At 76.1% G+C, this 24,009-nt stretch carries 21 protein-coding genes; 15 read left to right on the top strand and 6 right to left on the bottom strand.

Annotation, left to right across the window (positions count from 1 at the left end):
• Positions 1-435 precede the first annotated feature (435 nt).
• The 8 genes from ABD345_RS35600 to ABD345_RS35565 all read left to right on the top strand — a co-directional run bounded on the left by ABD345_RS35600 (position 436) and on the right by ABD345_RS35565 (position 10,736).
• Positions 436-1,353, top strand: coding sequence for a glycosyltransferase family 2 protein (locus ABD345_RS35600; protein ID WP_344558394.1), 918 nt, complete (start codon positions 436-438; stop codon positions 1,351-1,353).
• Entirely contained in the window at positions 1,350-2,771 is a 1,422-nt protein-coding gene (locus ABD345_RS35595; RefSeq protein WP_344558392.1) for a glycosyltransferase family 2 protein, read from the top strand. The genes ABD345_RS35600 and ABD345_RS35595 overlap by 4 nt, the downstream gene beginning before the upstream one ends.
• A gap of 2 nt (positions 2,772-2,773) precedes the next feature.
• The gene (locus ABD345_RS35590; protein WP_344558390.1) at positions 2,774-4,210 is read left to right on the top strand and encodes a glycosyltransferase family 2 protein; all 1,437 of its coding nucleotides are present in this window, start codon (positions 2,774-2,776) and stop codon (positions 4,208-4,210) included.
• A complete protein-coding gene (locus ABD345_RS35585; protein ID WP_344558388.1) occupies positions 4,207-5,601 on the top strand; it encodes a lipopolysaccharide biosynthesis protein in 1,395 nt (464 codons plus the stop codon). Before ABD345_RS35590 ends, ABD345_RS35585 begins: the two co-directional genes overlap by 4 nt.
• Positions 5,598-6,530, top strand: coding sequence for a glycosyltransferase family 2 protein (locus ABD345_RS35580; RefSeq protein WP_344558386.1), 933 nt, complete (start codon positions 5,598-5,600; stop codon positions 6,528-6,530). Before ABD345_RS35585 ends, ABD345_RS35580 begins: the two co-directional genes overlap by 4 nt.
• On the top strand, positions 6,527-7,339 hold the full coding sequence (locus ABD345_RS35575; RefSeq protein WP_344558384.1) for a polysaccharide deacetylase family protein: 813 nt from the start codon (positions 6,527-6,529) through the stop codon (positions 7,337-7,339). The genes ABD345_RS35580 and ABD345_RS35575 overlap by 4 nt, the downstream gene beginning before the upstream one ends.
• A gap of 101 nt (positions 7,340-7,440) precedes the next feature.
• Complete coding sequence (locus ABD345_RS35570; protein ID WP_344558382.1) at positions 7,441-9,372, top strand: glycosyltransferase; 1,932 nt, start codon at positions 7,441-7,443, stop codon at positions 9,370-9,372.
• Positions 9,369-10,736, top strand: coding sequence for a glycoside hydrolase family 16 protein (locus ABD345_RS35565; protein ID WP_344558381.1), 1,368 nt, complete (start codon positions 9,369-9,371; stop codon positions 10,734-10,736). Before ABD345_RS35570 ends, ABD345_RS35565 begins: the two co-directional genes overlap by 4 nt.
• Before the next feature lie 74 nt (positions 10,737-10,810).
• On the opposite strand, the gene ABD345_RS35560 is transcribed toward ABD345_RS35565, so the two are convergent.
• Positions 10,811-12,412 carry an MFS transporter gene (locus ABD345_RS35560; RefSeq protein ID WP_344558380.1) on the bottom strand — a complete coding sequence of 534 codons (1,602 nt, stop codon included), beginning with the start codon at positions 12,410-12,412 and terminating at the stop codon, positions 10,811-10,813.
• Between the two features lie 127 nt (positions 12,413-12,539).
• Between ABD345_RS35560 and ABD345_RS35555 the strand changes: the two genes are divergently transcribed.
• A complete protein-coding gene (locus ABD345_RS35555) occupies positions 12,540-13,544 on the top strand; it encodes an Lrp/AsnC family transcriptional regulator (RefSeq protein ID WP_344558379.1) in 1,005 nt (334 codons plus the stop codon).
• Between the two features lie 93 nt (positions 13,545-13,637).
• Here the strand turns inward: ABD345_RS35555 and ABD345_RS35550 are convergent, their stop codons facing one another.
• On the bottom strand, positions 13,638-14,813 hold the full coding sequence (locus ABD345_RS35550) for a phosphotransferase (RefSeq protein WP_344558378.1): 1,176 nt from the start codon (positions 14,811-14,813) through the stop codon (positions 13,638-13,640).
• Positions 14,810-17,449, bottom strand: coding sequence for an HAD hydrolase family protein (locus ABD345_RS35545; RefSeq protein ID WP_344558377.1), 2,640 nt, complete (start codon positions 17,447-17,449; stop codon positions 14,810-14,812). The genes ABD345_RS35550 and ABD345_RS35545 overlap by 4 nt, the downstream gene beginning before the upstream one ends.
• A 367-nt stretch (positions 17,450-17,816) precedes the next feature.
• Here ABD345_RS35545 and ABD345_RS35540 point away from each other — a divergent pair, with 367 nt between their 5' ends.
• Entirely contained in the window at positions 17,817-18,257 is a 441-nt protein-coding gene (locus ABD345_RS35540; protein ID WP_344558376.1) for a DoxX family protein, read from the top strand.
• Between the two features lie 153 nt (positions 18,258-18,410).
• Here ABD345_RS35540 and ABD345_RS35535 read toward each other — a convergent pair whose 3' ends face one another.
• A complete protein-coding gene (locus tag ABD345_RS35535) occupies positions 18,411-19,640 on the bottom strand; it encodes a metal-dependent hydrolase family protein (RefSeq protein WP_344558375.1) in 1,230 nt (409 codons plus the stop codon).
• Between the two features lie 172 nt (positions 19,641-19,812).
• Between ABD345_RS35535 and ABD345_RS35530 the strand changes: the two genes are divergently transcribed.
• Genes ABD345_RS35530 through ABD345_RS35510 form a run of 5 tightly spaced genes read left to right on the top strand, consistent with a single transcriptional unit; the run spans position 19,813 to position 22,253 of the window.
• Entirely contained in the window at positions 19,813-20,409 is a 597-nt protein-coding gene (locus ABD345_RS35530; protein WP_344558374.1) for a sulfite oxidase-like oxidoreductase, read from the top strand.
• A gap of 30 nt (positions 20,410-20,439) precedes the next feature.
• Complete coding sequence (locus tag ABD345_RS35525) at positions 20,440-21,039, top strand: sulfite oxidase-like oxidoreductase (RefSeq protein WP_344558373.1); 600 nt, start codon at positions 20,440-20,442, stop codon at positions 21,037-21,039.
• A 15-nt stretch (positions 21,040-21,054) separates the two neighbouring features.
• A complete protein-coding gene (locus ABD345_RS35520) occupies positions 21,055-21,777 on the top strand; it encodes an FAD-binding oxidoreductase (RefSeq protein ID WP_344558371.1) in 723 nt (240 codons plus the stop codon).
• Positions 21,778-21,799: 22 nt separating this feature from the next.
• Positions 21,800-22,051, top strand: a complete 252-nt coding sequence (locus ABD345_RS35515) for a DUF6510 family protein (RefSeq protein ID WP_344558370.1) — start codon at positions 21,800-21,802, stop codon at positions 22,049-22,051.
• A gap of 34 nt (positions 22,052-22,085) precedes the next feature.
• A complete protein-coding gene (locus ABD345_RS35510; RefSeq protein ID WP_344558402.1) occupies positions 22,086-22,253 on the top strand; it encodes a hypothetical protein in 168 nt (55 codons plus the stop codon).
• Positions 22,254-22,313: 60 nt separating this feature from the next.
• Here the strand turns inward: ABD345_RS35510 and ABD345_RS35505 are convergent, their stop codons facing one another.
• Both ABD345_RS35505 and ABD345_RS35500 read right to left on the bottom strand, forming a co-directional pair.
• A complete protein-coding gene (locus tag ABD345_RS35505; protein ID WP_344558369.1) occupies positions 22,314-23,285 on the bottom strand; it encodes an alpha/beta hydrolase in 972 nt (323 codons plus the stop codon).
• Between the two features lie 133 nt (positions 23,286-23,418).
• The gene (locus ABD345_RS35500; RefSeq protein ID WP_344558368.1) at positions 23,419-23,907 is read right to left on the bottom strand and encodes a DUF5709 domain-containing protein; all 489 of its coding nucleotides are present in this window, start codon (positions 23,905-23,907) and stop codon (positions 23,419-23,421) included.
• Positions 23,908-24,009: the final 102 nt, after the last annotated feature.

Here is a 24,009-nt window from a genome sequence, read left to right as displayed (position 1 = left end):
CGGGCGGCCGTCCGGCGTGGCAAAAACGGACATAGGCACACAAAGGCGGTTGACAGTCCGTTGGCGGCGGGCGCACGATGAGGTCCTGGCACCGACCGCCGGCGCGGGGGCACCGTCCCCATCCGGCCGAGCGTGCCACCCACGGCGCACCACGCGCCCCGGACGGCGATCGCCCTTCTGCGGCGTCGACCGTCCCGAGGGGGGACCCCGTTCCGACGGGGACCGGCGGGGAGGCCGGGGACCGGCGGGGAGGCCGGGCACCGGGGGGAGTCCCACCCGGGGGAGCACTGGAACCGCGGTGACGTCCCAGACCACCGCACCCGACTGCCGAGCCCCCGGGCCGCCGCATCCCACACCGCGACGTCCGGGCCGCCGCACCCCACCTTCCGTACGGGCAGCGCCCTGCCGGCTCCCGCCTCCGCGAGAGGCACAGCGATGAGCACCACCCTGCCCACCGGGCAACCCGCAGCCGATTCCGCGGCCAGCCCCGCCGCCCCACCCGCCGCCCCGCCCGGCAGCGCCCCGCCCGCCGCGCCGTCCGGCAGCACGCCGCGCCGACGGGCCGCCGACCGGGTCGCCGACCACGCGCCGATGCGCCGGGCCGGGGACCGCCCGCCGGTGCGCACCCCCGCCCGCGGCCCCGCCCGGCGCTCCGGCGACTACCGCACCCGGCACAGCGTCAGCCTGGTCGTCCCCGCCCGGGACGAGGCCCGCAACATCCCCTGGGTGTTCGAGCAGATCCCCAGCTGCGTGGACGAGGTCATCCTGGTCGACGGCTCCTCCCGGGACGCCACCGTCGCGATGGCCCGCGCCTGCCGCCCCGCCGTCCGCAGCGTCGGCCAGGGCGCGCCCGGCAAGGGCAACGCGCTGCGCGCCGGATTCGCCGCCGCCACCGGCGAGTACGTGGTGATGATCGACGCCGACGGCTCGATGTGGCCCGGCGAGATCCCGCACTTCCTGCACTTCCTCGACCACGGCTACGACTTCGTCAAGGGCTCCCGCCGGATGGCCGGCGGCGGCTCGCTCGACCTCACCCCGCTGCGCGCCCTCGGCAACAAGGCCCTGCTGCTGGTCGTCAACCGCCTCTACGGCGCCCTGCTGACCGACCTGTGCTACGGCTACTGCGCGTTCCGCCGCGACTTCCTCGCCGAACTCGACCTGCGTGCCACCGGCTTCGAGATCGAGGCCGAGATGGTCGCGCACGCCCTGCGCTCGGGACTGCGGATCGCCGAAGTCCCCAGCCTCGAACTTCCCCGCCGCAGCGGACGCTCCCACCTGCACGCCGTCTCCGACGGCCGCAGAGTGCTGCGCACCCTGCTCGCCGAACGCCCCGGCGCGGGGGAGGGACGATGAACGGCCGCGACCGGCGCCACCGCACGGCCTGCCCGCCGCCCGCCGCACCCGGCTCGCCGCACACCCCCGTCACCGTGGTCGAACTCGACCTGGCCGACCCGGACGAGGTGCGCTCGCCCGGCGGCCGCGGCCCCGCCGCCCCCGACGGACGCGTGTCGGCGTTGGTGCGGCTGCACGGACACCCGCTCGGCATGGTGCACGCCACCGGGACGAGCGGCCGCCCCGTCGCGCTCGCCCGGGCGCTGGCCGCGGCCGCTCATCGCGAACTCGACCTGCCGGACGACGAGTTCGAGCCCGAGCGGACGGAAGCGGGCCGCCCCGTCGACGGGATGACCGTCGTGGTCTGCACCCGCGACCGCACCGAACTGCTCGCCGACTGCCTGGACTCCGTGCTGCGCGCCGCCGACACCGTCACCGGGATCCCCGGCACCGCCGGAGCCCCCGGGGCCGTCGGTGCCCCCGGGGCCGGCGGTGCTTCCAGCGCCCCCGGCAGCACCAGCGCCCCCGGAGCCACCAGCGCCACCGGCGTCCGGCCCGGCCCGGCCGTGGACGTCCTGCTGGTCGACAACGCCCCCACCGGCCCCGCCACCGCGCGGCTGGTCGCGGAGCGCTACCCCGGCCGGGTCCGCTACCTGTGCGAACCCGCGCCCGGCCTGTCCCGGGCCCGCAACCGCGGCCTGGCCGCCGCCCGCGGCGAGATCTGCGCGTTCACCGACGACGACGCCCTCGCCGACCCCGGCTGGCTGGCCGCACTGGCCGCCGCGTTCGCCGCCGACCCCCGGACCGGCTGCGTCACCGGACTCGTCGTCCCCGCCGAACTCGACACCCCCGCCCAGCAGTTGTTCGAGCGCTACGCCGGAACGGCCCGCGGCTGGACGGCCCGCGACTGGAACCTCGACGCCCCCGGCGCGGGTCCGCTGGACCGCTACTCCACCGGCCGCTGCGGCATCGGCGCGAACATGGCCTTCCGCACCGAACTGCTGCGCGCCGTAGGCGGGTTCGACCCCGCCACCGGCACCGGCACCCCCACCCGGGGCGGCGAGGACCTGCTCGCCTTCCACCTGGTGCTGACCGCCGGGCACACCGTCGCCTACCGGCCCGACGCCGTCGTCTGGCACCGCCACCGGCGCACCCTGCCCGCCCTCGCGCTCCAGGTCCGCGGCCTGGGCACCGGCTTCGGCGCCTACCTCGCCGCCGCCCTGCGCCGCCGCCCCGCCCTGCTCGCCGACCTGCTGCTGCGGCTGCCCGTCGGCCTGTTCCGCTGGCACCGCGGCCACCGCCCGCCCGCCGCCGACACCGAACTGGAACTCCGCCGCCTGCACGCCCTGCGCCGGATGGAACGCCGCGGCCTGGCCCAGGGCCCGCCCCGCTACCTGTACACCCGCTGGCAGCAGCGCCGCACCCACCGGGGAGGCTGACCGTGGACACCACGCCCGCACCCGCCGCCCCGTCGGGCGAGACGCCGGTCCGGATCGCCGAACTCGACCTCACCCGCCCCGGCGAACTGCGCCGCCCCGGCGGCGGCCCCTGCCGCCTCACCGGCCGGCAGGCCCTCGCCCTGGTCCGGGCCGCCGGACGCCCGCTGGGCACCGTCACCGCCCGCGCCCCCGAGGGCCACCCCGAACGGCTGGGCGCCGCCCTGCACGCCGCCGCGCACCGCCGGTTCGACGCGGCCGCGCGGCACCCGGCCCCCGCGCCGGAGGACGACCCCGCCGGCGAGGAGCCCGTGGTCAGCGTCGTGGTCTGCACCCACGACCGCCCCGACCTGCTCACCCGCTGCCTGGACTCGCTGCTGCGCACCCGCTACCCCTACCTGGACGCCATCGTGGTCGACAACGCCCCCGCCGACGACACCGTCCGCCGGCTGCTCCCGCAGCGCTACGGGCGGCGGGTGCGCTACCTGCGCGAACCCGTGCCCGGCCTGGCCCGGGCCCGCAACCGGGGCCTGGCCGCCGCCCGCGGCGAGATCTGCGCGTTCGCCGACGACGACCTGATCCTCGACCCGCACTGGCTGCCCGCCCTGGTCGCCGGCTTCCGCGCCGCGCCCCGCACCGCCTGCGTCACCGGCCTGGTGCTGCCCGCCGAACTCGACACCCGGGCCCAGCTCCTGCTCGAACGCTACGGCGGCTACGGCAAGGGCTTCACCCCGCGCGACTACACCCTGCGCACCCGCACCGGCGACCCGCTCCACCCCTTCGCCACCGGCCGGCTCGGCACCGGCGCGAACATGGCCTTCCGCACCGCAGTCCTGCGCGCCGTCGGCGGGTTCGACCCCGCCACCAGCACCGGCACCCCCGCCCTCGGCGGCGAGGACCTGCTCGCCTTCCACCTGGTGCTGACCGCCGGACACACCGTCAGCTACCGGCCCGACGCGATCGTCTGGCACCCGCACCGGCGCGAACTCGACACCCTGCCCCGGCAGGCGTTCGGCCTCGGCGCGGGCTTCGGCGCCTACCTCGCCGCCGCCGTCCACCGCCGACCCCGCCTGCTGGCCACCCTGCTGCCGCTGCTCCCGCGCGGCCTGTGGCGCACCGCGCACCGGGCCGCTGGTACGGGTACGGCTACGGGTGCGGGTGCCAGTACGGACGCGGACACCGCCGCCACCACCGCGGCCGTCACCGTCGAGCCCGGCGACCCCGACCCGCTGCTGCGCGCACTGCGCCGCCGCGAACTGCTCGGCCTGCTGTACGGCCCGCTCGGCTACCTGCGCAGCCTGCGCGCCCAGCGCCGCGCGGAGGCCCGGATCGCCGAGCACCGACTCGCCGAACGCCGGATCGCCGAACGGCGCCGGGCCGAACGCCGTTACGCACAGCGCGAACCGACGGAGAGTCAACTCACGGACGGGGCGGGCCGATGAGCGCCGTCGACCGGCGCACCCGCTGCGCCCACCCCGTCGAACTTCCCTGCCAGTGCGGCTACCCGACGCTGCTGCAGGCCGAGGCCCGGGCGCTGCTCGCCCGCTCCCGACGCGAACCGCTGCTGCACAACGGCCACCTGCTGGCCGCGAGTTCGATCCTCTCGGCCGGGCTCGGCTCGCTGTTCTGGATCCTCGCCACCCGCTCCTACAGCGCCGCCGACGTCGGCCGCAGCTACGCCGCGCTGTCCGCCACCATGTTCCTGTCCACCCTGGGCAGCCTCAACCTCGGCGACGCCCTGGTGCGCTTCGTCCCCACCGCCGGGCGCCGCACCCGCGCCCTGGTCCTGCGCAGCTACCTGGTCAGCACCACCGTCAGCGCCGTCGTCGCCGTCGCGTTCCTGCTGCTCGTCCCGGTCGTCGCCCCCGCCCTGGACGAGCTGCGCAGCCCCGTCCTCGCGGTCTCCTTCGTCGCGGCCACCGCCGGCTACTCGGTGTTCGTCCTCCAGGACGGCGCGCTCACCGGCGTGCGCCGGGCCGGCTGGGTGCTCGGCGAGAACACCCTGTTCGCCGTCGCCAAGGCCGCGCTGCTCGCCCTGTGCGCCGCGTTCGCCGTCGGCACCGGCATCCTGCTGTCCTGGGCCGTCGCCCTCGTCCTGGCCATCGTCCTCACCAACGCCGTGCTGTTCCGCAACGCCATCCCCGCCCACCAGGCCGCCCCCGTCGACGGCCGGGAGCCGCGCCCGGCCGAGCGGATCGCCCGCTGGACCGGCGCCGACTACCTCGGCAACCTGTGCACCTTCGCCGCCGCGACCGTCCTGCCGCTGATGGTCCTGGACCGGCTCGGCGCCGACGGCAGCGCCTACTACTCGCTGGCCTACGTGATCGCCTCCACCCTGTACGTCGCCGCGTTCAGCATGGGCCACTCGCTGGTCGTCGAGGGCGCCCGCGACCCCGCCCGGCTCGGCGAGCACGCCCGCCGCCTGCTGCGCCACTCCGCCCTGCTGGTGACCGCCGCCGCCCTGCCGATCGCCGCCGCCGCGCCCTGGATCCTCGACCTGTTCGGCCCCGACTACGCCGCCCGCGGCAGCACCGCGCTGCGCCTGATGGCGCTGTCCGCGATCCCCAACACCGTGCCCAACGTGGTCCTCCAGGTCGCCCGGGTCCGCCGCGCACTGCCCTGGATGATCGGCATCCGGCTCGCCTTCGCCACCACCGTCATCGCCCTCACCGCCGTCCTGCTGCCCGCCTTCGGACTCACCGGCATCGGCGCCGCCTGGCTGATCGCCGAGTGCGCCCTCGCCCTGCCGCTGCTCGCCGCGCTGCCCCGCCTCCTCGGACCGGCCCCGGCACCCGGCCGCCCCCGCCCCCGACCCGAGGAGGAACCGACATGACCCCCCGCCCCGCCCTCACCGTCGCGATCTGCGCCTACACCCCGGAACGCTGGACGCTGCTGCGCGCCGCCGTCGACTCCGTGCGCAGCCAGCAGCCGCCACCCGGCGAACTGCTCCTGGTCATCGACCACAACGACGAACTCCTGTGGATGGCAAACGAGTTGGAGGGCGTCACGGTGCTCGCCAACCGGGAGCGGCCCGGCCTGTCCGGCGCCCGCAACACCGCCCTCGCCGCCGCCCGCGGTACCGTCACCGCCTTCCTCGACGACGACGCCGCCGCCCGCCCCGGCTGGAGCGCCGCCCTGCTCGCCGCCTACCGCGACCCGGACGTGCTCGGCGCCGGCGGACTCGTCGCCCCGCGCTGGCAGCACGGCCGCCCCCGCTGGTTCCCGCCCGCCTTCGACTGGGTGGTCGGCTGCAGCCACAGCGGCATGCCCCGGCGGCCCGACCGGGTCCGCAACCTGATCGGCGCCAACATGTCCTTCCGCACCGAGGCGGCCCGCGCCGCGGGCGGCTTCCGCACCGACCTCGGCCGGGTCGGCCGCCGCCCGCTCGGCTGCGAGGAGACCGAACTCTGCCTGCGCCTGGCCGCCCGCCATCCCGGCACCCGGATGCACTACGACCCGGCCGCCGCCGTCCGCCACCACGTTCCCCGACAGCGCGCCACCGCACGGTACTTCGCCGCCCGCTGCCTCGCCGAAGGACGCTCCAAGGCGATGGTCGCCCGGCACGCCGGCCCCGGACCCGCCCTCGCCAGCGAACGCGCCTACCTGCGCCGCACCGTCCCCACCGCCCTGCGCCACGCCCTGCTGCACGGCCGTCTCGGCACCGCCGCCGCCCTCGCCGCCGGCGTCCTGCTCACCACCGGCGGCTACCTCGCGGGAACCGCACGGCAGTTGACGAACCATCAGGAAAGGGGTGCGCCGTGAACGCCGTCCCCGTCCTGCTCTACCACTCGGTGTCCGACGACCCGCCGAACTGGCTCGCCCCCTACACCGTCCCCCCGCACGCCTTCCGCGCCCAGCTCGACCGCCTCCAGGACGCCGGACTCTCCGTCGTCCCGCTCGCCCGCCTGGTCGCCGCCCTGCACGGCGGACCCCCGCTGCCCGCCCGCTGCGCCGTCCTCACCTTCGACGACGGTTACGCCGACTTCTACTGGACGGTCGCCCCGATCCTCTCCGACCGCGGCCTCCCCGCCACCGTCTACCTCACCACCGGCGCCATCCACGCCCCCGGCGCCCTCCCCGGCGGCAGCCTGCTGCCCCCCACCCCGATGCTCAACTGGCGGCAGGTCGCCACCCTCGACGCCCTCGGCCTGGAGATCGGCGGCCACTCCCGCACCCACCTGCCGCTCGACACCGCCCGCCCCGACCGGCTCCGGCAGGAAGTCGCCGACAGCAAACACGAGTTGGAGGACGCCCTCGGCCACCCCGCCACCGCCTTCGCCTACCCCCACGGCTACCACAGCCCCGCCGTCCGCCGCGAGACCGCCCGGGCCGGCTGGACCTCCGCCGCCGCCGTCGGCAACGCGCTCAGCTCACCCGCCGACGACCCGCTGCGGATCTGCCGCCTGATGGTCATGCGCACCACCCCCGCCCGCACCTTCGAGGACTGGACCCACCTGCGCGCCACCCGCACCGGCCCGCTCCGCGACAGCGCCGCCACCCTCGGCTGGCGCGCCTACCGCCGCCTGCGCGCCCGCCTGGGCCGCCCCACCGGCGGCCCGCCGAGCCGGTGACGCCCGGCGGCGAGCACCAGGAACACCCGGAACGCCCGGAACGCCCGGGGCCTCAGGAAGGCCAGGAGCAGCAGGAACGCCAGGAAGGACAGGGGACCGCCGTGACCGCACCCGCCAGGATCGCCCCCGCCGCCGCCCCGCCCGCCGGCGCCACCCCGCTGCGCCCGGCCGCCGCGTCCGATCCGTCCACCGCGTCCGACTCACGTCGGTGGCCCTTCCTCCGGCAGTCCTTCCCCCGGCGGCCCTTCTCCTGGCGGTCCTGGACGGTCCGCGCCGCGCTGCCGCTGGCCGTCCTGCTCTGGCTGCTCGCCCTGCGCACCACCCGCCTCGACCGGATCGGCGACCTCGGCCTGCTCCAGGCCCTGCCGCCCGCCTACTACGCCGCGCTCGCCGTCCTCACCGCCGGCTTCCTCGCCGCCCTGCGCACCCCCTGGCTGCCGCAGCGCCGACTCGCCTGGTACGTCCTGGCGTTGATCGCCCTCGTGCACGCCACCCCCAGCCTGCTCTACCCCACCCTGCGCTACTCCTGGGCCTGGAAGCACGTCGCCGTCGTCGACGCCATGCTCCGTCACGGCGGCACCGTCCCCGACGCCGGGAAGCTCGACGTCTACAACCAGTGGCCCGGCTTCTTCGCCCTCCACGCCCTCGTGCTGCGCGCCACCGGCCTGCACTCCGCCCTCGGCTACGCCTCCTGGTACCCGCTGATCGCCAACCTGCTGCTGCTCGGCCCGCTCCTGCTGCTCTTCCGCAGCCTCACCCGCGACCGCCGACTGGTGTGGTGCGCCCTCTGGCTGTACTACGCCACCTCCTGGGTCGGCCAGGACTACTTCTCCCCGCAAGCCTTCGCCTACCTGCTGTACGTCACCGTCATCGCCCTGACGATGCGTCAACTCTCGCTGAAAGGACGGGGAGTGGGGCGATTCGGCTGGCGTCCCGGCCCGTACGCGCTGCTGCTCGCGCTGATCGCCGCGATCGCCTCCTCGCACCAGCTCACCCCCGTCATGCTGGTCAGCTCGCTCGCCGTCCTCGCACTGCCCCGCCGCAACCGCCGCACCGTGCTGCCCGTCCTCGCCGCCGCCCTCGCCCTCACCGTCGCCTGGGACGCCACCGTCGCCCGCCCGTTCGTCGCCGCCAACCTGCACGGCCTGATCACCGCCCTCGCCGCCCCCGACCGCAACGCCGTCGCCGGCCTCGCCCGACTCGGCGCCGCCGCCCCCGGACAGGTCCTCGCCTCCTGGATCGACCGGGCCACCACCGCCGCCGTCCTCCTGCTCGCCCTCGTCGCCGTCCTGCGCCGCCGCCGGGCCCGCCGCACCACCCTGCCGCTGCTGCTGCTCGCCCCGCTCGTGCTGCTGCTCGCCAACGGCTACGACGGCGAAATGCTGTTCCGCGCCTACCTGTTCGCGCTGCCCGTCACCGCCTTCCTGATCGCCGCGCTGCTCGCCCCGGGCCCGCCCCGCCCGCCCGGCCCGGACCGCCCGGCCCGTCCGTCCGGCCTGCCCCGCCCGCCCGTCCGGCTCGCCGTCACCGGCACCGTCCTGACCGCCCTGCTCGGCGGACTGCTGTTCGGCTACTACGGCAAGGAAGCCGTCAACCACTTCAGCCCGCAGGAGGCCGCCGCCGTCCGGTACGCCACCGAAGCGACCCCGCCCGGCTCCCGGATCGTCTCCCTCACCTCCGACGAACCCGGCGGCGAACTCCACTACGACCAGCACCAGTGGACCATCCTCGTCGACGCCGACCCCGCCGACCGCAAGCTCCTGGTCACCGATCCGGAGACCGCCCTCACCGACGCCCTCGCCGCCGGCCCCGCCGGGACGCCCTCCTACCTGGTGCTCACCCGCGCCCAGTTCGCCGCCTGCCAACTGACCGGACTGCTCCCCGCCGGCGCGACCGACGAGATCCAGTACACCGCCGCCCACCTGCCCACCCTGCGGGCCGTCCACCGCAGCGCCGACGCCGTCGTCTACCAGTACCGACCGCCGCCCGCCGCGCCCGCGCCGGCCCCCGCGCCGGAAGGAGGCACGCCATGAGCAGAGCCGTCGTCGAGACCGTCCGGTGGCGACGCCCGGACCCCCGGCCGCTGCTGCTCGCCGGGTCCGGCTGGGCCGCGCTCGCCGCGACCGCGCTGCCCGCCGCCAACCCGCTGCGGGTGGCCGCCGTCGCCGCCTTCCTGCTCGGCTGCCCCGGCGCCGCGCTCCTCCGGCTCGCCCGCCCCGCGCTGCGCCCCGGCGAGTGGTGGTCGACGGTCGTCCTGGCTGTCGCGGCCAGCGCCGCGCTCACCGCCCTGACCACCGAAACCCTCTACCTGGCACGGCAGTTCACCGCCGCCCGGGTGGTGCTGGCCCTCGCCGTGCTCACCACCGCGCTCACCCTGCCGACCCTGCGCCGCCCGCGCCCGCGCCCGCCGACCGGACCGCCGACCGGACCGCCCGGGGGAGAACCCGGCGACGAGCCCGGCCGTCGAGCCGGTCGCGAGCACCCGGCCCGGCGTCCGGCCCGGCACTCGGGGCGGCGTCCCGGCCGCGGCCGGATCTGGACGGCCGCCGCGCTGCTCACCGCCACCGCCGCCTGCGGCGGACCCGCCGTCGGCAGCATGCAGGACCAGGGCGCCTCCGCCCCCGCCCCCACCGGGCTCCCGGCCACCGAACCGCCCGCCCGGCCGCCCGCCGGCCCCCGCCCCTGGCACCCCGTCTTCCAGGACGACTTCACCGGCCGCACCCTGAACCCGGCGAACTGGACGACCTGCTACGACTGGAACCAGGACGGCTGCACCAACGCGGGCAACCGGGAGAGCGAGTGGTACCGCCCCGGCCAGGTCTCGGTCGCCGACGGCGCGCTCACCCTCACCGCCCAGCGCCGCCCCACCACCGGCAGCGACGGCAAGACCCACCCCTGGACGTCCGGCATGGTCTCCACCGGCCGCGACAGCTGGAACGCCCCGCCCCGGCACACCTTCACCTACGGCTACGTCGCCGCCGCCGTCCAGGCCCCCGCCGACCCCACCGGCACGTTCCCCGCCTTCTGGCTGCTCCCCGCCGCCACCCGCGGCGGCCTCCCCGAGATCGACGTCGCCGAGTTCATCAACTCCAACCGCTACGTCGACCTCAACCTGCACACCACCACCCCCCAGGGCCGGGACACCGTCGCCCACCAGCGCTACGGCCCCGCCGACTTCGCCGGCGGCTACCACGTCCTCGCCGTCGACTGGGAACCCGACGGCCTCACCTGGTACGTCGACGGCACCCCCCGCTTCCAGGTCACCGACCCCGCGCAGATCCCGAACACTCCGATGGAACTCCTGATCGACCTCGCCGTCGGCTTCGAACAGGCCCCGCCCGCCGGCACCGACAGCGCCCAACTGCACGTCGCCTGGGTCGGCGTCTGGCAGCACTGAACCGCCGTCCGGCCGGTGGCGGATCCACACCGGCCGGACGACGGTCCGGAAGGGGTTCGGAGCGGCGCGGAGGGCTACGCCTTCCAGCCCACCGGCCCGCCCTCGGACCAGCTCTGCTCGCCGCTCTCGGACCAGCTCTGCTCGCCGCTCTCGGACCAGCTCTGCTCACCGCCGTCGGACCAGCCCCGGTCACCGCCGTCGGCCGGGTCCGGGCGGCGGACCAGGGCGAACACCGCGAGCCCGCCCAGCAGCCCCATCGCGGCGGCGGCCAGCAGCGCGGAGCGCAGCCCCGTGGCGAAGGCCGCGTGCACCGCCTGTTCCACCCCCGGACGCAGGGCGGGGGCCGCGCGCCCGACCAGTTCGCCCGCCCGTCCGGACGCCAGCGACTCGGCGGCCGACGGGTCGGCGAGACCCGCCGGACCCTGCAGCGCGGACCGCAGCCCGGCGTGGAAGACGACCCCGAGCACCGCGACGCCCAGCGCGTTGCCGAGCTGCTGGGCGGTGTTCACCGCACCGCTGGCCATGCCCGCGCGCTGGTGGCCCACCGCGGTGACCGCCGTGGAGACCAGCGTCGGGGTGGCCAGGCCGACGCCCACCCCGGTGACCGCCAGCCCCGGCAGCAGCACGCCCCAGCCCGAACCGGCGCCGATCACCGCCTGCGCCCCGGCCCCGGCCGCGATCAGCAGCAGCCCGGTGCCGATCTGCGGGCCCGGCGCGATCCGGCCCTCCAGGAACCGGCCGGACAGCGCGGCGGTGACGAACGCGACCGCGCTCAGCGGGACGAAGCAGAGCCCCGCGGCGACCGGGCCGAGGCCGAGCACCGACTGCAGCCACAGCGACTCGTACACCAGGTAGGAGAACGCGGCCCCGCACAGCAGCAGCGAGCCGATCATCACCCCGGTGAAGCTGCCCCGCCGGAACAGGCCCAGGTCCAGCAGCGGGGCGGAACCGCGCGACTCGACCAGCACGAAGACGGCCAGGGCGACGGCCGCGCCCGCGAAGGTGCCCAGCGTCCGACCGGAGGTCCAGCCGTACTCGTTGCCCCTGATCAGCGCGTACGTGGCCAGCCCGGCGGCCGCCGCGAAGGTCACCAGGCCGGGCAGGTCCAGCCGGCGCCCGGTGCCGCCCGAGGCGCCGATGAACCTCCAGGTCATCGCGACCGCGACGGCGCTGACCGGCAGGTTCACGAAGAAGATCCAGCGCCAGTCCAGGTGCTGGGTCAGCAGGCCGCCGACGATCGGCCCGGCCGCCGCGGCGGCACCGTTGACCGCGCCCCAGACCCCGAACGCCGTGCCCAGGTCGCGGCCGGAGTACAGCCGGCTGATCAGCGCCACCGTGGTGGCCAGCATCGCGGCGCCGCCGATCCCCTGCACGGCGCGGAACGCGATCAGCTGACCGGAGCCGGTCGCCAGCCCGCAGGCGAGCGAGGCCGCGGCGAACACGCCGAGCCCGACCAGGTACACCGGCCGGTGCCCGGACCGGTCACCGAGCGCGCCGGCGCCGAGCAGCAGCGCGGCGAGCATCAGGGCGTACACGTCCATGACCCACTGCAGGCCGGCGAACGAGGTGTGCAGGGCGCCGGCCATCTCGGGCAGGGCGACCGTGACGATGGTGACGTCCATCAGCAGCATGAAGGTGCCGAGACAGATCGCCACCAGCGGTAGCCACTTGCGCATGGAAGCTCCTTACGGGGAGTGCGGGTTTCGGACCCTCCGAAGATCGCGCCCGGATGCGGATCGGGAAATCCAGCCAGCCCTCTGCGGTGCTTTCCGATGCCACAGCCCCGTGGAATGATGGATTTCGATGAGAACCGACGAGCGGGCACCCGAGCTGGACCGGCTGGACCGGCAACTGGTCCAGGCGCTGATGACGGACGGCCGCGTCCCGTTCAGTCGGCTCGCCGAGGTCCTGGGCGTCACCGACCAGACGGTGACCCGCCGCTACCGCCGGCTGCGCACCGAGGGCCTGCTGCGGGTGATCGCGCTGCCCGCGCCCGACCGGGTCGGCTACCACCAGTCGCAGCTGCGGATCCAGTGCGTCCCCGGCGCGGCCGGCGCCATCGCCGACGCGCTGGCCCGCCGCCCCGACATCGCCTGGGTCAGCATCAACGAGGGCGGCGCCGAGGTCGCCTGCATGACCCGCTCCCGCAGCCGGCAGGAGCGCGACTCGCTGCTGTTCCACAAGCTGCCCGGCACCCGCCAGGTCACCGGCGTCTCGGCCCGCACCTTCCTGCACATGTTCCGCGGCGGCCCCGGCGGCTGGCACCACGGCGACCTCGACCCCGAGCAGCGGGCGGCGCTCCGGCGCCCGCCCGGCACCGGCCGCGGCACCCACCCGCTCGACGACACCGAACGCGCCATGCTCGCCGTCCTGGAACGCGACGGCCGGGCCGGCTACCCCGAACTCGCCGCCGCCACCGGCAAGTCGGAGTCCACCGTCCGCCGCCGCCTGGAGCACCTCACCGACAGCGGCATCGTCTACTTCGACGCCGAGGTGCTGCCCGCCACCCTCGGCTACCAGGCCGAGGCCCACATCTCCGCCCAGGTCGCCCCCAGCGACCTCGACGCCGTCGGCCGCGCGGTCGGCAGTCACCCCGAAGTGCCCTACGCCGCCGCCACCACCGGCCGGAGCAACCTGTACGCGGTGGTGCTGTGCCGGGACATCGCCGACCTCTACGAGTACGTCACCGTGAAACTCGGCGCCCTCGCCCCGATCACCAACCTGGAGGTCACCTCGGTCCTGCGCAACGTCAAACGGGCCGGGATGCTGACCGACGGCACCCGACTGTACGACCCGCCACCCGCCTGAGCCCGCCCCGCCCCGCCCTGTTCCGTTCCGTGCAGTGCGAAAGGGGGTTCCTGTGGGCCGCCGCGGCGGACCGCTCGGGCGCGAGTGCGTCGGTCACCCGCTGCTCGCTGCGCCGCTGCCCGCTTCGCCGAGCGGCCCGTCCGGCCGGGCGCTCCCGGCGAGTTCGCGCAGGACCGGAACGATGACCTCGCGCAGCCAGTGTCGGTTGCGGGCGAAGCGGCGGGACTTCTCCAGGTTGGCCGAGACGTGCCACAGCCAGGCCAACAGGACGCCGGACAGCGGGAGTTCGTCGATCTCGGGGCGGTGCAGGGCCCCGGTGCGCAGCGCGTGGACGACCTGCTCCCCCCAGGAGCGCCCCTCCAGCAGCCAGCCCAGGGCCAGGGCGAAGCTCGCCCGGTCGACCACCGCCGGACCGTCGGCGAGCGCGTCTGCCCAGTCGACCAGTCCGGTGACGGACGGCGGCCCGCCGGGGGCGGCGGTGGACGGCGGTCCGTCCGGAGCGGTGGCGGAGGAGGGGCCGGGGCCGGTCGGGGCGGGGGAGCGCAGGAGCAGGTTGCCGGGGGTGAAGTCGCCGTGCGTCCAGGCCACTTCGGTCGGGTGTGCGGTCAACTCGCGGCGCAGGTGGGCGCGCAGGGCCAGCAGGCCCGCGGTGCCCTCCGCCCCCCGACACCAGCGGACCCGGTCGGAGAGCACCGCCAGCCGGTGGCTCAGCCAGCCGTCCACCAACCGCCCGTCCCGGCTCGATCCGCTGGTCGCGCCGCGCAGTTCGTCCAGGGCGGCGAACGCGGACGCGGTCAGCGCGGCGGCCAGCTCGGGGCGGCGGGAGAGCAGCACGTCGCCCGGGACGCCCGGCAGGACCTCCTGCACCAGCACCGGCGGGCGGCCGCCCAACCGCGAGTCCAGCGTCCGGGGCAGCAGTTCGCGCAGCTCCGGGCGCCGCAACTGGGCGGCCAGCACCGCCACCGCGTCCCGCTCGCGGACCAGCGACCGCACCGCCTCGCCGGTGCGCGGGCACTTCACCAGCACCGGCGGCCCGCCGTCCGCCGGACGCCAACGCGCCACCAGCACGTCCGAGTAGCCCTGCGCCACCGCCTCCCACCGGCCGCGCCCCAACTCCCTTGCCGCCCACCGCAACCGCAACTCGTCCGCCGCCCGCCCCGCCACCCCCGGCGGCACCAGCAGCAACCCGCCCGCGACCTCCCGCACCCCCATCAGCTCGTGCCCGGGGACCCGGCCGTTGCCGTTCAGCCCCGCTCCCGTGCCGTTCATCCCCGCCCCTGTTCGCCGGTGGCCGTCAACCGACCGACTGCCGCTGCCAGTTGCAGCAGCCGCTTCGGCATTCCGGGCAGGCCCGCCTCCGGTAGGGCGAGCAGTGCCAGCAGGGCGCGGTTGCCCGGGGAGGGGCGGGGCGGGCGGCAGCGGGGGCAGCGGCCCGGGGGGTGGCCGAGGAGCAGGGCCACGCCCTCCGCCAGGCCGGCCTGGTACGACGAGGCGGAAACCCTTGCCGCGGAGTGCAGTTCGGCCGGGGCGTGGGCGGGGGCCACGCCGATCCGGGCCCAGCGCAGGAGGTCCAGATCGGCCGGACCGTCCCCGGCGGCGAACACCGGCACCGCGCCCGGGTCGCCCAACTCCGCCAACAGGGACCGTACCCCGGTCAGCTTGCCGACGCCCGCCGGGGGGAAGTCCGTCTGCTGCTCGCCCGCCACGACCGTGGTTCCGGCGGCGGTGGCGATCCGTTCGGCGGTGGGCCCGTCCAGGCCGGTGTACCGCCCGTCCGGCTGCCGCCGGGAGATCCGGGCCGTCCAGCGGGCCAGCGGGTCGGCGTCCAGCGAGCCGCTGGTGGACGCCAACTCCCGTACCAGGGTGCCATCCTGGTCGGTGAGCGGCAGGGGCGCCCGGCCCGGCAGGTGCGCCACCGCGCCGTGCTCGGCCACGCCGCCCGCCAACCCGTAGGCGCGGCAGCGGTCCTGGAGTTCGGGCAGCGAACGGCCGGTGGCCAGGAGGGGACGGAAGCCGTGCGCCCGCAGCGCCCGCAGCGCGAGCATCCCCCGCGGGGAGGAGGCCGGGAAGCCCAGCGGGTCGGTCTCCAGCACCCCGTCCACGTCCAGCACGCACCAGCCCGCCCCCGGCCCGTCCCCGGGCCGCGGCCGGGGCAGGTCGCTCAGGTACTCCTCGGCGAGGAACCCCTGCACCGCCCGGGCGGAGGCCCGCCGCCGGGCCGACCTCCCCGCCGGTCCGTCGGTCAACCCGCGCTGGATCTGCACCAGTTGGGCCAGGCACCAGCGGGCGGCGCCGACCCGCTCCCCGGTCAGCCGCTCGTACGCGGAGCGGACCCCGGCGGCCCGCTCCGGATCCCCGGACGAGACGGCCAGGCCCGCCAGGTCCCAGGCCGGGTCGTAGCTCGCCAGGTCCAGGTGGCTGAACGCGCCCTCCGCCCAGTCCGTCTTCGCCCACTGCCCGCCCCGGCCCGTCCAGCGCCCGGCCGTGGTGCGCCCGTCCACCACGTACGGCCGTGCGGCGCGGGTGAGTTCGCGGGCCACCGGGTCGGCCAGCAGCGGGCGCAGCGCGGTGGCCCAGCGGCCGAACAGCGGAGCGAACAGGCGTCCGGCCTCCTCCCAGACCGGCCCGCGCCCGGCCAGCCGCCCGCTGCGGTCCGCGCCGACCGGCAGCACCCGCTGCCGGGTGGCCACGTAGCGGGCCGCGACCTCCACCGGGACAGGCACCCCGGCCGCCTCGGCGACCTCCCGGCGGACCATCAACCCGCCTTCCAGGGCCAGGACTTCGGGCACCAGGCCGGGCAGTGCGGCGGCGTAGTCGGCGGCCCGGCGGCCCAGGTGCCCCAGCCCGACGGTCTCCACCCGCAGCGGCACCGGCGGCCCGTCCGCCGGGTACCCGGTCACCGGCCGGGAGCGGTGCAGGCCGCGCCCCGGGCGGACGGCCGGGCCGACCTCCAGGCGCGGCCAGCCGGCGGCGCCCGGGACGCGGCGCCCGACCAGCTCCGCCACAGCCGCCGCAGACATCAACTCCCTTACCCGCCAGTCCGGTTCGGGGATCGTGACGAACAGGTGGCCGTCCATCGGCGGCACCTCCCGCTCGACCGCGGCCAGCACGCTCACCGCCCCGGCCGGGAACCCCCGGGCGCACAGGCCCGCCGCGACCTGCGCCAGCGAACGACCGGTGACCGGCGGATCGTCCACCACCAGGGCATGCCCGCCCACGGCCAGCAGCCACGCCAACTCCCGTTCCCGGCCCGCCAGGACGCGCTGCCCCGGCCGCACCGTCGTACCGGCCACCGCCCGGTGACCGGCCTGCCGCAGCGCCGCCGCCAGCAGCGGGCCCAGGTAGCTGCCGGAGGTCCGCACCCCGACCACCAGCAGCGGGAGTTCGGCGGGCAGCGGCCGCGCGGCGTCGAAGCGGCGGGCCAACTCGGCCAGGTCGGACGGGTACTGGTCGAAGCCGCAGAAGCAGGACGGCGGACGGCGCACCGCCGACCCGAGCACCCGGCGCACCGCCGTCCGGCCCGTCGCCGGCTCGGACAGCCGGACCAGCTGCCGGTACAGGACGGACGGGAACGGGGCCGGGCGCAGCACCAGGGCGGCCAGGTCGTCGATCGCGCGGGCCAGCGCGTGCGTCCAGCGCACCGCCGGGCGCAGCGCGGGGGCGTGCCAGGCCAGGCCCGCCGCGGCCCGGTCCAGGGCGGCACCGGCCCGGTCGCCGCCGGGGCCGGCACCGTCCTGCAGGTGGCGGACGAGGCGGCGCGGCGCCGTCCAGGTCCCCGCGAGCCGGTCCTCGGCGGCCTGCAGCATGCCCGCCGCGTACAGGAACGCGTCCAGCGGATCACCGTCCCGGGCCGCCCCGGCCAGCAGGCCGGCCAGCTCCGTGACCGTCGCGTGCGGGTCTGCCACGGGTGGGTCCGCCACGGGCGGGGAGGAAGCGGGGGCGGGGCTGGCGGGCACGGGGTTCATGGGGCGCTCTCCGGAACGCAGAGGAGCAGCGGTGGCCGGACACGGACGCTTCCACCGTCCGCCCGCCACGGCCCGCGCGCAACGCGGACGCCCGCCCTGCCGCCACCCGTTCGACGCCGCGTCACCATCCGATCACGGACCGTACGCGGAACCGCGGCCGCCGCGAACGGAACCCCGGCCGGTCGGGGCCCGCCCGGGCCCACCGGAGGCGCCGGAGAACTCTCCCGCCCCGCACCGATGAGTTCACGCGGCGGCGGCCGTCGAAGCCTGCGAGAGCCACCACCACGACCCACCGGGGAGACCCCAGATGACCAGCACCACCACCGCTACTGCCGCCACCACCGCCACCGCTGCCGCCGCCGGGCAGCGGCCCGGCAAGGCCCTGCGCTGGACGGTCCGGACCCTGCGCGTCCTGCTCGCGCTGTTCTTCGCCCTGGCCAGCGCCGCCCCCAAGCTGCTCGCGATCCACGACGCCACCGTCGTCTTCGACGCCATCGGGGCGGGCGACTGGTTCATGTACCTCACCGGCCTGGTCGAACTCGCCGGAGCCGTCGGCCTGCTGCTGCCCCGCCTGGCCGGCCCCGCCGCGACCGCCCTGATCGCCTTCCTGTGCTGCGCCTTCGCCGTCCAACTCACCGCGATGCACGGCGAGAACGCCGGCACCCCCTTCTTCTTCATGGCCCCGCTCGCCGTCATCGCCTGGACCCACCGCACCGAAACCACCACCCTGCTGGGCCTGCGCCACTGAGCGGCGCCCCGGTCGGCCCGGCCAGCTGCGGGTCGTGGACATGATCTGCGCGAGGTACGACGAGGAACGGCTCCACTCCGCCCTCGACTACGTTCCGCCGGAGCGCGCGGGTGATCCTGCGGGCGCCGCAGGTGGCACCGGGGCCGTGGAGCGTCACGGGCGCCGGTGGATCGTGCCGGCCTGCATGACGAAGTCGACCCGGCCGGTGAGGGTGATGTCCTCGAAGGGGTCCCCGGGGACGGCGACGAGGTCGGCGGTCCTGCCGGGGGCGAGGACGCCCAGGTCGTCGAGGCCGAGGAGTTCGGCGGCCACGCTGGTGGCGGCCCGGAGGGCCCTGGCCGGGGTGATGCCGGTGGAGACCATGGCGGGGAACTCCCGCCAGTTCTCGGCGTGCGGGAACATGCCCGCGTCCGTGCCGAAGGCGATCTTGACGTCGCTCTCGGCGACGGCCGACGCGGCCTCCAGCAGGGCTTCCCGGTAGCGCCGGAACTTGGCCCGCTTGTGCGGCGGCTTGTCCGCCCAGTGGGCGTCGTCGTCGACCTGCCGGGCGCTGGTCAGCACGGTGTACTGGGTGGGCACCAGGAACACGCCGCGCTCGGCCATCAGCCGCAGGGTCGCCGCGCCGGCCAGGTTGCCGTGGTCGATGCTGCGCACCCCGGCCAGGACGGCGCGACGGACGCCCTCGTCGCCGTAGCAGTGCGGGGTGGCGGGGCGGCCCAGGTCGCGGGCGGTGGCGACCAGGATGTCCATCTCCTCCTGGCTGTAGGTGACCTGCGTCGGGTCGTCGGACGGGCTGGAGAAGCCGCCCGTCGCCGCGAACTTGATCCAGTCCGCGCCCGCCCTGATCTCGGTCCGGACCCTGGTGCGGATCTCCTCGCGGCCGTCGGCCGCCGCGAGCTCCAGCGGCCGCCCGGCGCCCTGGTACTGGTCGGCGACGGCCGCGCTGAAGTCGCCGTGGCCGCCGCGCGCCGAGATCATGTGCGGCGCCACCAGCATCCGCGGGCCGACGACCAGCCCCGCCGCGACGGCGTCGCGCAGGTCGAGGGTGTTGTAGCCGCCGTCCGCGGTCATCAGGTCGCGGACGGTCGTGAACCCGTTCGTCAGCAGCGTCCGCAGCACCGGCAGCGCCCGCAGGGCGACGGCCACGGGGGAGGAGACCAGCGCGGGCACGAGGGCCGGGACGAGGGTGACGTGCGTGTGGCAGTCGATGAACCCCGGCATCAGCGTGTGCCCCGCCAGGTCCACCACCTCGGCCCCGTCCGGTGGAGCCACGCCGTCCTCGACCGCGGTGATCCGGTCCCCGACGACCAGGACGTCGCGCCGCCCGCCCGGTGCGTCGGCCAGGCCGTCCCAGACGTTCGCGCCCTTCAGGAGCGTGGCCATCCCTGCCTCCTCCGCCGTGCGTACCCGCCCCTCGACACCGTCACCGTACGGGCCGGCGGGGCGTGGCGCACCCGCCGGACCCGACGTGCGGGGCCGGTCGAACGGGCCTTTGATGGGGAGAGCGGTGCCCACGGGCCCGCGCCCGTCTCCCGGTTCCGAGCGGAGGACCCGCATGAGCCTGTCACCCGGCTTCTCCGGCCGCCGCGGCTTCGACACCTCCCGCCTGCCGCCCGGCCAGTACCCGACGTACGACTTCCCCGTCCTGTCCGCCGGGCCCACGCCCGAGGTCGACACCGCGGAGTGGGAGTTCACCGTCGCGAGCGAGACCGGGTGGCGCGCCGCCTGGACGTGGGAGCAGTTCCAGGCCCTGCCCCAGCAGGAGGTCACCACCGACCTGCACTGCGTGACCCGCTGGTCGAAGTTCGACACCCGCTGGCGCGGCGTCAGCCTCGACACCCTGCTGGCGGACGCCGAGACGGCGGCGGACTTCGTGATCGCCCACTGCCACGGCGGCTACACCACCAACCTGCCGCTGGAGGACGTCCTCGACGGACAGGCGTGGATCGTCCACGAGTACGACGGGTTCCCGCTCTCGCCCGAGCACGGCGGCCCCGCCCGGCTGCTGGTGCCGCACCTGTACCTGTGGAAGTCCGCGAAGTGGGTGCGCGGCCTGACCCTGAGCACCGTCGACGAGCCGGGCTTCTGGGAGGCCGCCGGCTACCACAACCACGGCGACCCCTGGCGCGAGCAGCGCACCTGGCAGGACTGACCCGACCCCGTACGCACGAGGAGCCCGACCATGGCGACGCTCACCCCCGGATTCCACGGCCACCGCCGCACCCGCGGCGACCGCCTCCCGCCCGGCCAGTTCCTCACCGAGGACTTCCCCGTGCTCTCCGCCGGGCCGACCCCCGAAGTCCCGCTCGACCAGTGGGAGTTCACCCTCACCACCGAGGACGGCGGACGGCACCGCTGGACGTGGGAGCAGTTCCTGGCCCTGCCCCAGCAGGAGGTCACCACCGACCTGCACTGCGTGACCCGCTGGTCGAAGTTCGACACCCGCTGGCGCGGCGTCAGCCTCGACACCCTGCTGGAGGGCGTCACCACCCACGCCCGCTACGCCCTCGCCGAGTCCTACGGCGGCTACACCACCAACCTGCCGCTCGCCGACCTGCGGGACGGGAAGGCGTGGATCGCCCACACCTACGACGGCGAACCGCTGGCCGCCGAACACGGCGGACCCGCCCGGCTGTTGGTGCCGCACCTGTACTTCTGGAAGTCCGCGAAGTGGATCACCGGCCTCACCCTCGGCCGCACCGACCGGCGCGGCTTCTGGGAGCAGTTCGGCTACCACGACTACGGCGACCCCTGGCGCGAGCAGCGGACCTGGAACGACTGAGGCGAGGACGACGCGATGAGCGACTGGAGCCGGGCCGAACTGCGGGCCCGGACCCCCGAGAGCGCGACCGCACGCACCCTGCACCTGACCGTGGACGGCTGGCCGGGCCACCTGCCCGGCCAGCACGTCGACGTCAGGCTCACCGCGGACGACGGCTACCGGGCCGTGCGCAGCTACTCGCTCTCCGCACCGGCCGACGGCGACCGGATCGAGATCTCCGTCCAGCCCGCGCCGCACGGCGAGGTCTCCCCGTACCTCGCCGAGGACTTCCCGGTCGGCGCCGGGATCGAGGTCAAGGGCCCGCTCGGCGGCTGGTTCGTCTGGAAGCCGGGACGGCCCGGGCCCGTCCTGCTGGTGGCGGGCGGCTCCGGCATCGCCCCGCTCGCGGCCATGCTGCGCGCCCGGCTCGACCTCGGCGACGACGGGCCCCCGTTCCACCTCGCCTACTCGCTGCGCGACCCCGGCCAGCGCTGGTTCGGTGCCCTGCTGGACGGCGTCGCCAAGGCCGAGGACCCCGCCGTCACCGCCGCCTGCCTGTACACCCGCACCGCCCCGCCCGGACACCCCCGGCCCGTCGGCCGGATCACCGCCGCCGATCTCGACCTGCCGGGCTTCGCACCCGCCGACGGGGCCCTCGCCTTCGTCTGCGGCCCCACCGCCTTCGTCGAGAAGGCCGCCGGCCTGCTCGTCCACCTCGGCCACCGCCCCGACCGCGTCCGCACCGAACGGTTCGGCTGACACCCCCTCCGGGAGACCCCCCATGCGCGACGGAAACGCCCTCGCCGGACCGCTGTCCGACCTGTTCCTCCCCGACCCCACCACCGCCTGGCGCCTGTGCCCCGGCTGCGGGACCGACGCCGCCCTGGCCGCCCTGCACGTCTACGACCAGGGCCCCGCCGCCGTCGCCCGCTGCCCCCGCTGCTCCGAGATCGCCTTCCGGGTCGCCCGCCACCCCGGCCAGCTGTGGTTCGACTTCGGCGGGGGCGGAGCGCTGCGCTTCCCGACCACCTGACCCCGCCCACCCCCCCCGGAAGAGGAAGTGAGAAGTGGAGACCATGGACGAACTGATCGACGACTGGGCCGGACGGCTGCGCGCCCTCGCCCCGCACGTCAGCGACCGGGACAGCCGCTCCTACGTCTACGACCTCGTGCAGGCCGCCCAGCGGGCCCAGGACGAGGAGACCGCGGAAGCCGCGTTCGAACGGGAGGAGTAGCCGCCGACGCGCCGCACCGGCCCTCCCCGGGGAACGGGGAGGGCCGGTGCGGCGTGGCGGTCAGCTGCCGTGCAGGGCCTTCTTCAGGGCGTCGACCGCGAGCTTGCGGGCGACGTTGGCGGCGCGGGTGTCGCGCAGGCTGTCCAGCAGCAGGAAGTCGTGGACCATGCCGGCGACCCGGACGGCGGTGACGTCGACCCCAGCCTCGCGGAGCTTGTTGGCGTACTGCTCGCCCTCGTCGCGCAGCACGTCGGCCTCGTCGGTGATGACCAGGGTGGTCGGCAGGCCGCGCAGGTCGTCCAGCGGGGTCTGCAGCGGGGAGGCGTGCGGCTCCTTGCGCTGGTCCGGGTCGGAGTACTGGTCCCAGAACCAGATCATGCCGTCCCGGGTGAGGTAGTAGCCCTCGGCGAACTGCCGGTAGGACGGCGTGTCGAAGTCGGCGTTGGCGACGGGGTACAGCAGCACCTGGGCCTTGAGGTCCAGGCCGCCGCGCTCCTTGTTCATGTTCGCGAAGACCGCGGACATGCAGCCGCCGACCGACTCGCCGGTGACGGCGACCCGGGAGACGTCCAGGCCGTGCTCGGCGCCGTGCTCCTTGAGCCACCGGCCGACCGCGTAGTTCTGCTCGACCTGGGTCGGGTACTTCGCCTCCGGCGCCCGGTCGTAGACCGGGAAGACGCCGGCCGCGCCCGCGCCGACCGCCAGCTCGCGGAACAGCCGGTCGTGGGTCTTGTCGTCGCCGAACACCCAGCCGGCGCCGTGGATGTAGAACACCACGGGCAGCGGGCCGGTGGCGCCCTTGGGCTTGATGATGCGGGTGCGGACCCGCCCCCACTCGCCCGCGTCGACGGTCACCCACTCCTCGTCCACGGCCGGGCGCTCGACGCCCTCGCCGCTCTGCAGGCCGAGCAGGATGTCCCGGCCCTCGGGCGGCGGCACCTCGTAGATCCGCGGGTGCGGGTCGGTGGCCTTGGCGAGCTCGGCAGCGGCCGGCTCCAGGTAGGGGGTGATCGGCGGGGGGATCTGCGTCATGTCCACTCCTTCGAGGACGACGGGCGCGGACGCGCCCAGGACCTGGACCGGTACGACCGGACCATGGAACAAGCTAGGAGAAATCGAAACGAATGCCCTGTTGACCGGGCCGAACGGGAGGCGCGGAAGGACGTCAGCGGTAGTCGTCCCCGGCGTCCGGGTCCGTGTCGCGCAGGTCGTCCCGCGCGGTGAACCCGATCGCGTCGGCCAGCGACTCGGACCCGTCGGCGTCGTCGAGCTCGGCGTCCTCGTCGGTCAGGTGGACGGCCGCCTCCTCGGCCCCGGCCGCGCCGCCGTCCGGGCCGGCGTCCGCGGCGAGCAGGTCCGTCCCCTCCGCCACCAGCCGCCCGGCCCTCGGCCCCGGGCCGCCGGACCAGCGGTCGTCGACGTCCGGGTCCGGCGTGTCGGGCTCCTCCTCGGCGAGCAGCCGGTCCAGCGACTCCCCGGCCGCGGCCTCCGCCGCGGTGGTGCCGTAGCCGGTGGCGCCGCGGTAGCCGTCGGCGGTGACGATGCCGGTCTCCAGCGGGTCCTCGTCGAGGTCGTCGACCTCCAGCGAGTCCGCCGGGTCGAGCACGCCGTCGTCCTCGGCGGGCAGCGGGTCCTGCGGAGCGGGATCGGTCACGGTGGTCCATACCTTTCTTCGTGGGTTCGTTCGGATCATTCGTAAGATCGGGACACCCGGGGGCGTCCGGTGTGGCTGTCATGTGGTCGCCGCAGTCGTGGC

This window comes from Kitasatospora saccharophila (assembly GCF_039529925.1).
GTDB classification, from domain to species: Bacteria; Actinomycetota; Actinomycetes; order Streptomycetales; family Streptomycetaceae; genus Kitasatospora; species Kitasatospora saccharophila.
This window is presented reverse-complemented; position numbering and strand designations above follow the sequence as displayed.